The organism is Bacillus sp. MT(2024), assembly GCF_036362845.1.
Lineage (GTDB): Bacteria > Bacillota > Bacilli > Bacillales > Bacillaceae > Bacillus > Bacillus velezensis.
The window spans coordinates 2551458-2564691 of sequence record NZ_CP143632.1 but is presented as its reverse complement, the minus strand read 5'-3'; the positions used below and the strand labels follow the sequence as shown (position 1 = coordinate 2564691).

Sequence of the window (13234 nt, the reverse complement as noted above, 5' to 3'; positions counted from 1 at the left end):
AAGACATTTTAACTGCGGAGGTGCTGAACGATGATTAAATTAGTGATTACGGATTTAGACGGCACATTTTTAAATAATCAAGGCGATTTTGACAGAACGTTATTTGAAAAGACAAAAAGAGTAATGGAGGAACAGCATGTCGCTTTCGCCATCTGCACCGGGAAGCAGTGTGAAAGGGTGGAAGCCTTATTCGGAGAAGACGCGAAAGATTTTTGGATTTTAGGAGACAGTGCCGCACGTATAAAAAAGAACGGCAAGTTCGTATATGAATCTTTGATCAGCAATAAAGCCGGACTGTCAATTATAGGCGCTTTAGAAAAAATCAGCTGCGGGCACACCATTATCGCGTGCACAAAAAAAGGCGCGATCGTAAAAGAAAATCTGTCTGAAAGTGAAATGAAATATGTAAATGCCTCTTATGCACATGTAACGAAAATAACTGATTTTACTGAGATAAAAGACGATTTTATCAAGATTACGGTTCATGACCCCGACGCCAACTGTCCGGAAACGAGAGAAAAGCTGCATGAATTTTTTCACCAATTATATATCGTAGCATCAGAAGATACCTGGATGGATATATCAAATATCGGAATACATAAAGGATCAACAGTACAAGAACTGCAGCGATTATTAGGGGTTTCGGCTGATGAAACAATGGCATTCGGAGACGGCCGCAATGACAAAGAATTGATGGAAGCGGCATCCTACAGCTTTGCGGTTAAGAACGCCATTGACGAAATAAAAGATGCGGCGCACTTTGTCATCAAATCAAATGAGGAAAGCAGCGTCATGCACACGATTATGAGAATATTAGCGCTGCAAAAACAATGAGAAAGCAGATGGGCTAAAGCCAATGAGGCAGGACTTACTAGGAAAAGAAAAAGCGGGCTATTCTCAGACTTTAATTCACTCCTCATTTTCCGGAAATATGTTAAAAATGAATAAATATCTATATTTGACTCGATTGTATTGGTATAATATGTATAAAATGAATGAAACGGCGTAATATCAAGATGAAAAAAATCACTTCATATCATTTGATATCAGACAAAAAGTAGGAACTTCCTCGTTTTGAAATTGGGAGGTGTTTGTATTAGCCCGCTGTTGAGTCCCGCGTATATCATTCTCATTTTTCTTCCGGCAGCTTCTTTTCTGTTAGGGATATTAGGGTATTTCATCTTTAAAAAAGTATGGATGATGGTTGTTATTGTCTTCATTTTGTCCTTGATATTTATGTTTATTGTAATAGGTGCCGAGCCGACATTTTTCATTTGGGTGGCTATGATGACGGGGAGCTGTTTTATCTCCGGTTCAATCACTAAGACGATATGGACTTTTGCAAAGCGAAAATATTAGACACAGAAGAATCCTGTTTGTCGATTGAAGAAAAAGAAGTATAGAGTGATCTGTTATGTTCTTATATTTTGACTGTTATTGTCAGATCGGGCTTTCTGATAAAAATGTCTGTCTATCGTTTTGTTCTTTTTTAACTAAACGGAGCACTATAATTGAACTGCAGATACATAGAAAAACAAAAAAGGATAAGGAGGATTTTTATGTTTCAAACCTTAGACCATTTTTTGAAATCTTGGGAATTCGAAGCCGACGCGACACAAAAACTGCTGAATCATCTGACTGATGAATCACTTAAACAAGAAATCACTTCACAACATTGGACTTTAGGCCGTATTGCATGGCATACTGTCGCGGCCATTCACATCATTACCTCAAACACAGATTTAACGTTTCATGCTCCTGCTGAAGATTTTCCTGTTCCTGCATCGGCGCGGTTTATTGCTGAGAGTTATCATCAAGCCAGTAATGCATTTGTGCAGGCGTTAAAAACGCAATGGACTGACGATACACTTCAAGAATGTGTTAACTTTATTGGTCAGCAATTGCCAAATGGTTCACTTTTGATGTTTTTAATTCAACATCAAAACCATCATCGAGGACAAATGACTGTCCTTATGAGACAAGCAGGTTTACCTGTTCCGGGTATTTATGGTCCGGCAAAAGAGGAATGGACAACATTTGGTTTGGAAGCTCCGAAATAGGATGTTGTTGCAGGGCTCGAATGAATAGATGATACCAATCGATGTTGGTATCTTTTTTGTTTTAGTCTTCGTGACATGCAGACGAATCAACAGTTCAAAAGGTGTAAAGTGAGTTCAATAACTGCAGAAAGGTGATTATGATGATAACTAAAATGACTCGTTTCAATATGAAAGACTTCAATAAACCAAACGAACCTTTCGTTGTTTCAGGGAGAATCATCCCTTCATTTGAAAACAATGTTTGGACATATACAGAGGAGAAATTTGCTGAACCTTATGTCAAAAAATATGACGATGCTGACATTGATGTCAGTTATATTGAAGAAGAGGATAAAGTTGTCTTTTTTTATTACGCAGAGAACGACTGTGTCGGCCGGAGTAAGCTTCGTTCTAATTGGAATGGATACGCACTGATTGAAGACATTGCCGTTGCAAAAGATTATAGAAAAAATGGTGTCGGGACGGCTTTATTACATAAAGCGATTGAGTGGGCAAAGGAGAATCATTTATGCGGTCTTATGCTTGAAACACAAGATATTAATGTTTCAGCTTGTCATTTTTATGCCAAAAATAACTTTGTCATAGGAGCGGTCGATACAATGCTTTATTCCAATCTTTCAACAGCAAATGAAATTGCGGTTTTTTGGTACTGTAAATTTTAAATATAACAGTATTTGATGTTTCGTCATTTAGCGGGTGTGTGCCGCAAAGTATTCAAAACATCGGCTTGAGGATTTATAATAAGGTATATCAATCAATGCAGGGGGAGTTATGTATGAAGTGCAAAAAAATGAACAGGGTACAATTAAAAGAGGGAAGCGTATCAATGGCCCTATAAACTGCGTCTGCCCTCATTAATGGAGGGAAATTTGTGAATACGCCTTATTCACAGTCAGCTTTACGGCACAACCAAGTGTTCATTTGGCTTTGTGTTCTGTCATTTTTCAGCGTATTAAATGAAATGGTTTTGAACGTCTCGTTACCTGATATCGCCAACGATTTTCATAAACTGCCAGCGAGTGCAAACTGGGTGAACACGGCCTTTATGTTAACCTTTTCCATCGGAACTGCTCTGTATGGGAAGTTATCAGATCAGCTGGGCATCAAAAAACTGCTCCTATTTGGAATTATGGTAAATGGCTTCGGATCGATCATTGGATTTGTCGGACACTCTTTCTTTCCTGTACTCATTCTGGCCCGATTTATTCAAGGGGCTGGTGCAGCCGCATTCCCGGCTCTTGTGATGGTTGCAGTAGTACGCTATATTCCGAAAGAAAACAGGGGTAAAGCATTTGGTCTGATCGGTTCGCTGGTGGCAATGGGGGAAGGTGTCGGACCAGCTATTGGCGGAATGATCGCTCATTATATTCACTGGTCATATTTGCTGCTTATTCCGACAGCAACAGTTATCACCGTTCCATTCCTGATGAAACTGCTGGAAAAGGAAGAAAGAGTCAGCGGGCGCTTTGATATGACGGGGATTATATTAATGTCTGCAGGCATCGTATTTTTTCTGCTGTTTACAACTTCATATAGAATGTCTTTTCTGATCATCAGTATTCTAGCTTTCCTGATATTTGTGAGACATATTAGGAAAACTCAAGATCCCTTTGTTGACCCTGCACTGGGGAAAAATGTTTTGTTTATGATGGGCGTCCTTTGCGGAGGCCTGATCTTCGGCACTGCTGCAGGATTTGTGTCTATGATTCCTTATATGATGAAAGATGTTCACCATTTAAGTACTGCGGCAATTGGAAGCGGGATTATGTTCCCCGGGACAATGAGCGTCATCATCTTCGGTTACATTGGAGGATTGCTTGTTGATCGGAAAGGTTCTTTGTATGTGCTGACCATTGGGATTGTATTGATGTCTTCCAGCTTTTTAATCGCTGCCTTTTTCATAGATGCGGCACCTTGGCTCATGACCGTTATAATCGTTTTTGTTTTTGGGGGGCTCTCCTTCACAAAAACGGTTATATCTACAATTGTGTCTGGCAGTTTGAAACAAAAGGAAGCCGGCGCCGGAATGAGTCTTCTTAATTTTACGAGCTTTTTATCAGAGGGAACGGGTATTTCGATTGCAGGCGGTTTATTATCGATCCGCTTGCTGAATCAAAGGCTGCTGCCTGTTAACGCTGATCATTCCGCTTATTTGTACAGTAATATGCTCATTCTTTTTGCAGGAATCGTTGTTATGAGCTGGCTGGTAACCGTGAATGTCTATAAACGTTCGCGAAGAAATGACTAAAAAGGGAAAAGGATCAAACTTGATAAAAGTTTTGATCCTTTTTTTGAGGAGCTTCCTTATTCCGAAACCTTTTGCCGATCAATGAAAGGGGAGTTAAAGTGAATTACATTTATAAGAAAAAGGAAAAGAAAAATGGAAATTGTATCATTTCAATCAGAGATAAATGGGAGAACGCACTTATTGAGTTTGAACAAAAAAATAATCAAATTGAGATCGTAATCAATCACCGTAACGAGAAAACAACCAAGTTTTCACTGCCAATCGAGACTTTTGAAAAAGTGTATGAGGATATTAAAATAGGCCGGAGAGAAAGTTAATCATTCTGTTTGAAAATGACCATGAAGTTCGTAAGCAGTATGGTTTTAACATGCATCTGGATTCTCCTGGCAAAGTAAAGGTTTTTGGGGATTTATGTCAAAATAATAGTAAATACCTTATGCAACAGGGAGTTTGGTTGCTTCATAAGGAGGGGGAAGTATGAAAAATAAGATTCACATATTGGGAGCCTCTGGTGTCGGAACGTCAACATTGGGTGTTGCATTATCAAAGCATTTGCCGCATACGCATCTTGATACTGATGATTACTATTGGACAGATAAATTCACTAAAAAAAGAGAAATCCCTGAAAGAAGAAAGTTGCTTGAAAAAGACTTGACAATAAATGAGAAATGGATTCTTTCTGGCGCAGTGTGCCGCTGGGGCGATGATCTAAAAAGTTATTTTGACCTTGTCATCTTCTTATGGATTCCGCAGGATATACGGCTTGAGAGATTAAGGCATAGGGAATTTCAGCGTTATGGAAACGAAGTGTTAGCCGGCGGCAGTAAATATGAACAATCAAAAACATTTTTAGAGTGGGCTTCTTTATATGATCATGCCGGAATGGAAGTTAGAAGCAAAGCTTTACACGAACATTGGATGGAAGATTTATCTTGTCCATTGTTAAAAATTGAAGGAGATTACTCAGTCAATGAAAGAGTTGATCGTGTCTTGGATTATCTGAATTCTAATTAAACTAACGGATGGAGATAACTGCAAAATCCAAAAGTCAAAGACAGTTCCGGCCATTTTAACGGAGCTGTTTTTTTATACCGCCTTCAGTTTGTCTGTTGTGAAGTGATTTATTCTCGGAAAGAAGCAGCGGAATTAATAGAGAACTCACTTCGGGAAACCGTGAAGGCAGGAATCAAAACGGGAGATCTTGGCAGTCAATCATCAACGTCAGACTTTGCAGAAGAATTGCAGAAAGGATCGGACGTTAAGGCGGAAAATAAGAGGTGAGAAGCAGATCATCAAAACGCAATACACCTCAATTTATATTTTCAGTAAGAACGGCTCTGCTCATTAAAAAACTCAATTCGAAGATTAGTGGCATCAATATTGCCGCAGATCGAGTGACATAAAGAGGAAGGGATGAGACCCCTTCCTTAAAACCTTCAATTCCTCTAATTTCATTGTAAGATATATTCCTTTTTTGAAATGGGTATCCAAATTTCACTTTTAAAAGATGGCGATGTTACATCTTTATGCTCGTTCCACAGGGTTTCTGGGCCTTCAATTTGTTCATAATGGGACGATGGAAACCATTCGGAATAAATCCGCCCCCATACTTCCTGCAGTGCATCCGGAAATGATCCGGCTGCTTTGAATACAGCCCACGTTGAGGCAGGGACTTCAAGCTGTGATAGATGATTTGGGCAATGTTTCGTTGTGGCTGCGCCAATATAGTGATCAAGCTCTCCGTTTTCCTCTGTCCGGCCTTCAGAAAAGTTCGTGGATGCACTGATGAGTCCTGCAGGCGCTGCATTAGAAAGCTCTTTTAGTTGATTGATTGCTGCTTCATTTAAACTTTCCCACATCAATGCAATGTCAGGATTCACGCCTTTGAACAAAATAGGGACTCTTTTTTTAATGCCGACGATGCGAAATTTTATTATGCAATAGTTCACTCTATTTCTGCTTTCAATTTTTCGAACCATTCTAAATTAACCAAGTGATGTGAACGGGAATTTTCATTCATACGGCGAAAGTAATTGATTGTGCCGGGAATTTCTTGAGTGATGGCCAGGTATTCATCAAGGAGCTCGATTCGAGTTTTAGTCTGATCGATTTGTGATTGGATCAGATCCAGTAATTTATTTTTGTCGAATTCATCGGCAAAGAGTAACGCCCCATAAAATTGCAGGTTCACATATTCCGATTTGGTGCCGTATTTGATCATTAATTTTTCGAATTCTGCCCTTCCCGAATCTGTGACTTTAAAGTTACGGATCTCACGCCCGCTGGTTGAGGGTTTCTGCTGAATCTGTTCAATCAAACACTTTTCTTCAAGTTGCTGCAGATTGTAATAAAATGAACCTTTCGTGAAGTTAACAATGTATTTGTAATGACGTTTTTCCATTAAGGCCAGAAGTTCATAGCCGTGAGCTCCGGGGTTTTGGATGAGCAAGCCAAGGATAAGTAAGGGAATTATGGTTTCATCACCTTCGCCATCCGCGCCTCAAATTCCGCGTACGTGATTTCACCCGAAGCCAAATCCATACTATGAAGGTAAATCTGTTCTGTTTTAGAATAGTCACCTTTCACTTTCAATGATTGCTCCTCTCCCGAAATGGGTTTCAGGATATGGTGCTTTTTCGAAAAAGCCTCGAAATAGCGGTAACCGAATTTACGTTGTGAAGCTGCGTCTAAATGAATGCCATCAGGATTCGCAGTCAAACCTGCTGCAGTAACAAAATAACAATTCTGTTGTTCATTAGCAAAACGCAGCAATTGTTCATTAACCTGTCGAAATTCAGTCGCGTGCTGTCCAAAACCGGTCTTCCCAAGAAAGTCACCAAGCCCTCCAATAATCAACGGTACATCATCAAGTTTCAACTCGTTTCTTAGCGTCTCAATGATAAGAGTTAATTTCTCGTAATAAGTTTCATGCAGCGAACGATAACTGTCACTCTCACCTTGGTGCCAAAGGATTCCGCAAATTTGACTGGAACGGAGGGCGAAGCGGGCTTCGGACAAAGCATGCTGAAAAAGGATGCCTTCCGGATGCCAGTCATTCAATGAACTGCCGCCTTCCGCACACGGGATCAAGCCAATTTCTTCATCGGGATGAGCTTTTGACCATGCATCTGCAAAAGATGCCGCCAGGCCAACGCCGGAAACCGGACGGTCGTAATTAATCGGCTCTGTCATCATCTGCCATTGTCCATTGCGCAGCATTTTAATTTTTTCATTATAGATAGGGTCTACTTCATTCAAAAATCCACGGCCTGCCATATTCGACTGCCCCAACATTAAAAAAGACTTTATCATCTAATTTTTTCACTTCTTTACATCAATATTTTAGTCTAATTAGACTATAGTCAATTCAGCTTGTCTTGTAAAGTTTTAATAAGGTTTTATTATGATGTATGAAAAGCGTTCCTGTGAAACAGCAAGGAGCGATCATGAAAGGCTAGCTTTCTTCCACCACCCCTTATTAAGCGATTTGAGGAAGTGTCAGGAAAGAGGGCTGCACAGTTTACTGCTTCTATCTTAAGTCTTGATAACAGCGAGCAGATGCTGCAGAAAACAGATCTTATGAGTGCCATCTCATCTGCAATGGTGGCAGAAACTCGACCTGCCTATAGATAAAAACTTAGGGGATGTCTGGATAGTTCCTTATGGAGGAAAGGCTCAATTCCAGCTTGGATACAAAGGGTACATACAGATTGCTTTGCGAACAGGCCAATATAAGTCCATCAATTGCATACCGATTCATGAAGGCGAATTGGAGAAGCGGAATCCGCTGACTGAGGAGATCGAGATTGAGTTTGAAAAGCGTGAATTCAGACGTAGTAATTGGTTATGCAGCTTATTTTGAGTTGATAAATGGCTTCCGAAAAACAGTGTACTGGACAAAGGCACAAGTAGAAAAGCACAAAAAGAAATTCAGTAAGTCTGATGTTGGATGGAAAAATGACTGTGATGCGATGGCTCCTAAGTTTCCGAGCCTTCAAGCAAAGAAAATACAGAAAACCAAGCGCGCGAGAAGCCGATCCTTTGATGGCAAGCCTGTTCAAGCTTCAACTTTTATTCGAATGGTTCAAGATACGCCAACGATTTTAAGAGTTGCGCTGACTAAGGATCAAAAGTCTGTTCCATCAATTAGCACAGCTAACTTAAGCACAAAAGAAGTAATTGCTGAAGTTAACATTACCTCTGACACGCTTGAAAACAACATCGAACAAGAAGTCGCATACAGATGCGACTTCTATCAATTTCTAATTAATAGAAAGTAACCGTAAGAAAAAAATTAAGGACTTGCAGCCTTATAGCCGTATATAAACAAATTTAATCGCTCATAACATGTCATCAAACTTAGCCTATTCAATATGGATTCCAATTTAGGAGTTTAAGAGCCATTGATGTGCTCATAAATATCTTTCACATCTACCGGACAGTGGGCGAGTAAAATACGTCACTATGCATATGCTGTATTTTTTCCCAGTTGGCGGGATTGGTTGTATCAAAAGAGCGGTGCTCCAGAATGGCTTGATATAGGGCGGTTTTTTGTTCCAAATGGGCAATGTGCTGTTTGGCTTCTTCGAGCTGAGCGAGCGCATCTTCTTTATGCTCCATCATGAGTGTGTACCGTTGTGGGATGGTCGAATCTCCTTCGAGACAGAGATTCACGTACGTTTTAATGTCTTCAATCGGCATTCCGGATTGCCTGAGGCATTTGACGCCAAACAGCCAGTTGATTGATTCTTCATCGAACAAACGGATATTGTTTTTATTGCGCTGTACGCTCGGCACCAGGCCTTTATCCGTGTAAAAGCGCACCGCATGCTCAGTGAGTCCGGTTATCATCGCTGCTTCTTTGACTGTATGCATGTGTAATCCTCCTTTAAAAATTTTTTAAAAAAGTGCTTGCCTTCGTGTTGCACGAAGGTAATAAGCTTATTATAACGCAAACCAGCCGCAGCGGAATTCATTCTGCAGTGCCCGATTTTCGGGATGCGTGCCGTTTGTCGTTCTACATTTGAACAATAGGAGGAATTACAATGCAAACCGTAACATTAAACAACGGATTGAAAATGCCAATTATCGGCTTCGGTGTATACCAAGTCCCCGATGCTCAAGAATGTGAAAACGCAGTATATGAAGCACTGATGGCCGGTTATCGCCTGATTGACACTGCTTCCGGTTACCTAAATGAGGAGGCAGTCGGACGTGCAATCAAGCGGAGCGGCGTACCGCGTGAGGAGCTGTTCATTACGACCAAGCTCTGGATTCAGGATGCCGGCTATGAAAGTGCCAAGGCGGCATTTTCCAAATCTTTAAATAAGCTGCAGCTGGATTATCTTGATTTATACCTTATTCACCAGCCATACGGCGATTACTACGGCGCTTGGCGCGCGATGGAGGATCTGTACCGCGAAGGAAGAATCAGGGCAATCGGAGTCAGCAACTTCCATCCCGACCGTCTAATGGATCTGATCATGCATAATGAAATCGTGCCAGCCGTCAATCAAGTCGAAACGCATCCATTCTGCCAGCAAAAAGAAAGTGCTGCTTTTATGAAAGAGCAGGGAGTTCAACACGAGTCATGGGCACCGTTCGCTGAAGGGCGCAATAACATGTTCAGCAACGGCGTGTTGACTTCCATTGCGGAAAAACACAATAAATCCGTCGCCCAGGTCGTGCTGCGTTGGCTTGTTCAGCGTGAAGTCGTTACGATTCCAAAATCGGTGCGCAAAGAACGGATTGTCGAAAACTTTGACATTTTTGATTTTGAGTTGAGCTTAGAGGATATCGAAAAGATTTCCACCCTTGATAAAGGAGAAAGTCTTTTCGGGTCGCACCGAGATCCTGAAATTGTAAAATCGATAGGCGCCATGAAATTCGATCTGTAAGCTTTGTCTAATAAAACAGTTAAGTTTAATGAACTTAAAAGGTTAATCCCATGGATTACACAGAGGATATCGATACTACAACTTAGGGAATTAGAACCTTATCGGGTATGAAAATTATTCGAAAATGCCAAGTTTGTTCATAAGGGAGGGTTAATGCTAAAAAGACTGCGTGCAGCTTACATTTTAACGGAAGAACAATTTGATGAGATGGTTAAACCAGAAAATCTGAAACCTAATATTTGAATCTTTTAAGATAAAAACTAGTTACTAATCAGTAGCTAGTTTTTCTTTTTTCCACCGTTGAAAATCACCTCAGTAGGACAAACTTCAGGATGATAGCCATTAGCTGTAAGGTTATCAACCGAGGAACAAGGGATCAAACATCGGCAGCCAGATCGAGGTCAGCATAAAGAAAGCAGGGACTGAAGTATGCCTGGGAAGGATTTTCTGAGGAGTTTTTAGAGCGTCCGGCGTTGAATCGTTTGAGAGAGGACGCAAGTTAAGGACTTATAAGTCAAGTCATTTGATACCAAAATGCAGTAACGAATGAGAAAAATGATTTTCATAACTGTCACATCTCTTTTTCTATATTCTAACTTTATTGAATGTGAGTCACCGGTGGATATTATGCCGGCTGAAGTGATTTTCGTTTCATCTATTGAAATAAGGCTATATGAAAATGACAAATTAATAATACCTGCTGATTTGATTATTATTCCTAAACGGTGGCGCTCTGGAGAAGATGAAGAACTGAAAATGGGTGAGAATTTGATGGTTGTCTCCTTAAAAGGCGGGCAATCATTTTTTATTCTCGATAAAATTTAATGATAGTAATCCTGAAAAAATAAATAATTGTAAAGACCTAATCTATGCTTTAAAATAACTATAATATTTTGAAAATTTTATCCGAGGTGGGTTATGAAAACTATTGGTCTTATTGGCGGAATGAGTTGGGAATCTTCAGTTGAGTATTATCGAATTATCAATGAAGAAATAAAAAAGAAGTTAGGAGGGCTTCACTCGGCAAAATGCCTTTTATACAGTGTTGATTTTAAGGAAATTGAACATTATCAATCCGTAGGGGCTTGGGATAAAGCAGGTGAAGCTTTAGGTCAAGTTGCAAGATCATTAGAAAAAGCAGGTGCAGATTTTATTGTAATATGTACAAATACTATGCATAAAGTTCTTGGATATATCCAAGAAATGATCACTATACCTATTTTGCATATTGCCGATGCAACTGCAGAACAAATTATTAGACAAGACATTCGCTCAATAGGATTGCTTGGTACTAAATATACGATGGAACAAGATTTTTATAAATCACGTATTGCGTCTCATGATATTAATGTCATTGTTCCTGATGATGAGGAAAGGGAATTAATAAATAATATTATTTATCAAGAACTGTGTCTGGGTGAAATTAAACAGTCTTCCAAAAACATTTATAAGAAGATCATAAATAATTTGGTGGATAGAGGAGCAGAAGGAATCATTCTTGGATGCACTGAAATTGGACTATTAGTAAAGGCAGAGGATTCAAAAGTGCCATTATTTGATACGACTTTAATCCATGCTCAAAAAGCAGTAAATAAATCCCTTTCGATTTCTTCTTAGAATGATTATTTCTTATATTTTAAAACCGCTCTTTAGGAGCGGTTTTTATTATGGTTCATTCAATCAATAAATGGAGGAACGTTATAGGAGTGATCTTATCATGACCCTTTCCTCAGAAATTGAATTTGATGATATTGAAGATGACAGCGAAGTTATAGAGACCTCTCAAACCTACAAAATATATTTTGAAAATGGCCGTATCACAAATGAATTCATCACAGGCCTTGACGCGATTAAATAGTTTGTATATTTGTCCCTTCACACTGAGCGCTACGCATATTCTGTTCATAGTCATGATTGAAAAAGATAAAATAGAAAAAGCCGGAATGTCAGATCCGGCTTTTCGCTCACTTTCCCTTCTTCTTCCGCTTCTCCTTTTCCGCCCGGTAAAACTCATGAAACATCTTCATCAATGCGCGTTTTTCAATCCGCGACACATAACTCCTTGAAATGCCGAGCTCCTTTGCGATCTCGCGCTGCGTTTTTTCTTTTTTTAAATCAAGCCCGAAGCGGCCGACGATGACTTCTTTTTCGCGGTCGTCTAAAATATCGATATATTTTTTGACCTTTTCAAGTTCCATGTTGAGCTGAATGGTGTCGATCACATCTTCGCTTTCCGACTTGAGAACATCAATCAGGCTTATTTCATTCCCTTCTTTATCCTGGCCGATCGGGTCATGAAGGGAGACGTCTTTTTTCGTTTTTTTCAATGCGCGCAGATGCATTAAAATCTCATTCTCAATACATCGTGCGGCATATGTGGCAAGCTTCGTGCCTTTTCCGGCTGAGTAGCTTTCAATTCCTTTGATCAGCCCGATTGTACCGATGGAGATCAGATCTTCTGCGTCTTCTCCCGTGTTTTCGAATTTTTTTACAATATGGGCGACTAAACGGAGATTATGTTCGATCAGCATATTGCGGGCGTGTTCATCTCCTTCGGCCATAAGGTCTAAGTATTTTTTCTCCTCACTATTTGAGAGCGGTTGTGGAAAGGCATTATTTTTCACGTATGATACTAAAAACACGAGTTCTTTCACAATAAACCCGAGCGCTGCAAAAACACCTGTCACCATCCTCACCTCCACAAAGTTATGTAGGCAAAAGCCTATATGTAACTGTATGTGGCAGTCAGGCTGTTTGTGTCTGTACAGGGAAATTAATCAAAGGCAGGTTTTATTTCTTACAGCCTCTTGATTTTTGCTGATTGAGCCTGTATATTGTTAAAAAAAGTAAGGGTGAAAAGAATATAACGAAAAGCGCTGAAGAGACGAGTAGACAGATATCATTCATGACAGAGAGCTCCGGGAGCTGTGAAGGAGTATGAATGGATGTGTTGAAACAAACCTCTTAGCTTCGCATCGGAATCATGAAAAACGAGGATGATGCGGCGGATACTCCTGTTACCGAGTAAG

16 protein-coding genes and 6 pseudogenes are annotated in these 13234 nt (G+C 40.0%); 17 read left to right on the top strand and 5 right to left on the bottom strand.

The genetic code is table 11. The annotated features are described in order from the left end of the window. The first annotated feature begins 30 nt into the window (after nt 1–30). The 8 genes from VP472_RS12540 (at nt 31) to VP472_RS12510 (ending at nt 5322) form a co-directional block, all read left to right on the top strand. On the top strand, nt 31–834 hold the full coding sequence (locus VP472_RS12540; protein ID WP_013352988.1) for an HAD-IIB family hydrolase: 804 nt from the start codon (nt 31–33) through the stop codon (nt 832–834). A gap of 240 nt (nt 835–1074) precedes the next feature. Then, nucleotides 1075–1359, top strand: a complete 285-nt coding sequence (locus VP472_RS12535) for a DUF2651 family protein (RefSeq protein ID WP_077722623.1) — start codon at nt 1075–1077, stop codon at nt 1357–1359. A gap of 200 nt (nt 1360–1559) precedes the next feature. Then, complete coding sequence (locus VP472_RS12530) at nt 1560–2060, top strand: DinB family protein (RefSeq protein ID WP_025649660.1); 501 nt, start codon at nt 1560–1562, stop codon at nt 2058–2060. A 140-nt stretch (nt 2061–2200) separates the two neighbouring features. After that, a complete protein-coding gene (gene satA, locus VP472_RS12525; RefSeq protein ID WP_013352985.1) occupies nt 2201–2722 on the top strand; it encodes a streptothricin N-acetyltransferase SatA in 522 nt (173 codons plus the stop codon). A 113-nt stretch (nt 2723–2835) separates the two neighbouring features. After that, nucleotides 2836–2898 (top strand): tetracycline resistance efflux system leader peptide, encoded by a 63-nt coding sequence (locus VP472_RS20145; protein ID WP_134816631.1) that lies wholly within the window; start codon nt 2836–2838, stop codon nt 2896–2898. 33 nt (nt 2899–2931) lie between these two features. Next, nucleotides 2932–4308, top strand: coding sequence for a Tet(L)/Tet(K)/Tet(45) family tetracycline efflux MFS transporter (gene tet, locus VP472_RS12520; protein WP_146277214.1), 1377 nt, complete (start codon nt 2932–2934; stop codon nt 4306–4308). A 98-nt stretch (nt 4309–4406) separates the two neighbouring features. After that, nucleotides 4407–4625: a hypothetical protein gene (locus tag VP472_RS12515; RefSeq protein WP_063636810.1), complete on the top strand. Its 219-nt coding sequence runs from the start codon at nt 4407–4409 to the stop codon at nt 4623–4625. 160 nt (nt 4626–4785) lie between these two features. After that, nucleotides 4786–5322, top strand: coding sequence for an ATP-binding protein (locus VP472_RS12510; RefSeq protein WP_146277212.1), 537 nt, complete (start codon nt 4786–4788; stop codon nt 5320–5322). 437 nt (nt 5323–5759) lie between these two features. Here the strand turns inward: VP472_RS12510 and VP472_RS12505 are convergent. The 3 genes and pseudogenes from VP472_RS12505 to VP472_RS12495 form a co-directional block, all read right to left on the bottom strand. Beyond that, nucleotides 5760–6236, bottom strand: a pseudogene (locus VP472_RS12505) (GyrI-like domain-containing protein); the annotation flags it as partial. A gap of 17 nt (nt 6237–6253) precedes the next feature. Next, a complete protein-coding gene (locus tag VP472_RS20140; protein WP_077722620.1) occupies nt 6254–6781 on the bottom strand; it encodes a PadR family transcriptional regulator in 528 nt (175 codons plus the stop codon). After that, nucleotides 6778–7620 (bottom strand): sialate O-acetylesterase, encoded by an 843-nt coding sequence (locus tag VP472_RS12495; protein ID WP_146277209.1) that lies wholly within the window; start codon nt 7618–7620, stop codon nt 6778–6780. The genes VP472_RS20140 and VP472_RS12495 overlap by 4 nt, the downstream gene beginning before the upstream one ends. A 98-nt stretch (nt 7621–7718) precedes the next feature. On the opposite strand from VP472_RS12495, the pseudogene VP472_RS12490 reads away from it, so the two are divergent. Together VP472_RS12490 and VP472_RS12485 are read left to right on the top strand one after the other, a co-directional pair. Next, nucleotides 7719–8291 (top strand): annotated as a pseudogene (locus tag VP472_RS12490) (recombinase RecT); the annotation flags it as partial. Beyond that, nucleotides 8280–8540, top strand: a pseudogene (locus VP472_RS12485) (hypothetical protein); the annotation flags it as partial. The pseudogenes VP472_RS12490 and VP472_RS12485, both read left to right, overlap by 12 nt. A gap of 199 nt (nt 8541–8739) precedes the next feature. Here VP472_RS12485 and VP472_RS12480 read toward each other — a convergent pair. Beyond that, nucleotides 8740–9183: a MerR family transcriptional regulator gene (locus VP472_RS12480; RefSeq protein WP_013352974.1), complete on the bottom strand. Its 444-nt coding sequence runs from the start codon at nt 9181–9183 to the stop codon at nt 8740–8742. Between the two features lie 170 nt (nt 9184–9353). On the opposite strand from VP472_RS12480, the gene VP472_RS12475 reads away from it, so the two are divergent. From VP472_RS12475 to VP472_RS12450, 7 genes and pseudogenes are all read left to right on the top strand, one after another. Next, complete coding sequence (locus VP472_RS12475) at nt 9354–10205, top strand: aldo/keto reductase (protein WP_146277208.1); 852 nt, start codon at nt 9354–9356, stop codon at nt 10203–10205. A gap of 3 nt (nt 10206–10208) precedes the next feature. After that, nucleotides 10209–10316, top strand: a complete 108-nt coding sequence (locus VP472_RS12470) for a winged helix-turn-helix transcriptional regulator (protein ID WP_076984016.1) — start codon at nt 10209–10211, stop codon at nt 10314–10316. Further along, nucleotides 10306–10448, top strand: a pseudogene (locus tag VP472_RS20135) (class II fumarate hydratase); the annotation flags it as partial. The gene VP472_RS12470 and the pseudogene VP472_RS20135, both read left to right, overlap by 11 nt. A gap of 139 nt (nt 10449–10587) precedes the next feature. Further along, nucleotides 10588–10705, top strand: a pseudogene (locus VP472_RS12465) (hypothetical protein); the annotation flags it as partial. 55 nt (nt 10706–10760) lie between these two features. Further along, nucleotides 10761–11030 carry a phage portal protein gene (locus VP472_RS12460; RefSeq protein WP_146277494.1) on the top strand — a complete coding sequence of 90 codons (270 nt, stop codon included), beginning with the start codon at nt 10761–10763 and terminating at the stop codon, nt 11028–11030. A gap of 93 nt (nt 11031–11123) precedes the next feature. Then, nucleotides 11124–11822, top strand: a complete 699-nt coding sequence (locus tag VP472_RS12455; protein WP_146277205.1) for an aspartate/glutamate racemase family protein — start codon at nt 11124–11126, stop codon at nt 11820–11822. Nucleotides 11823–11922: 100 nt separating this feature from the next. Further along, a pseudogene (locus VP472_RS12450) lies at nt 11923–12060 on the top strand (DUF2634 domain-containing protein); the annotation flags it as partial. Nucleotides 12061–12169: 109 nt separating this feature from the next. On the opposite strand, the gene sigK reads toward VP472_RS12450, so the two are convergent. After that, a complete protein-coding gene (gene sigK / locus VP472_RS12445) occupies nt 12170–12895 on the bottom strand; it encodes an RNA polymerase sporulation sigma factor SigK (protein ID WP_020956104.1) in 726 nt (241 codons plus the stop codon). Nucleotides 12896–13234: the final 339 nt, after the last annotated feature.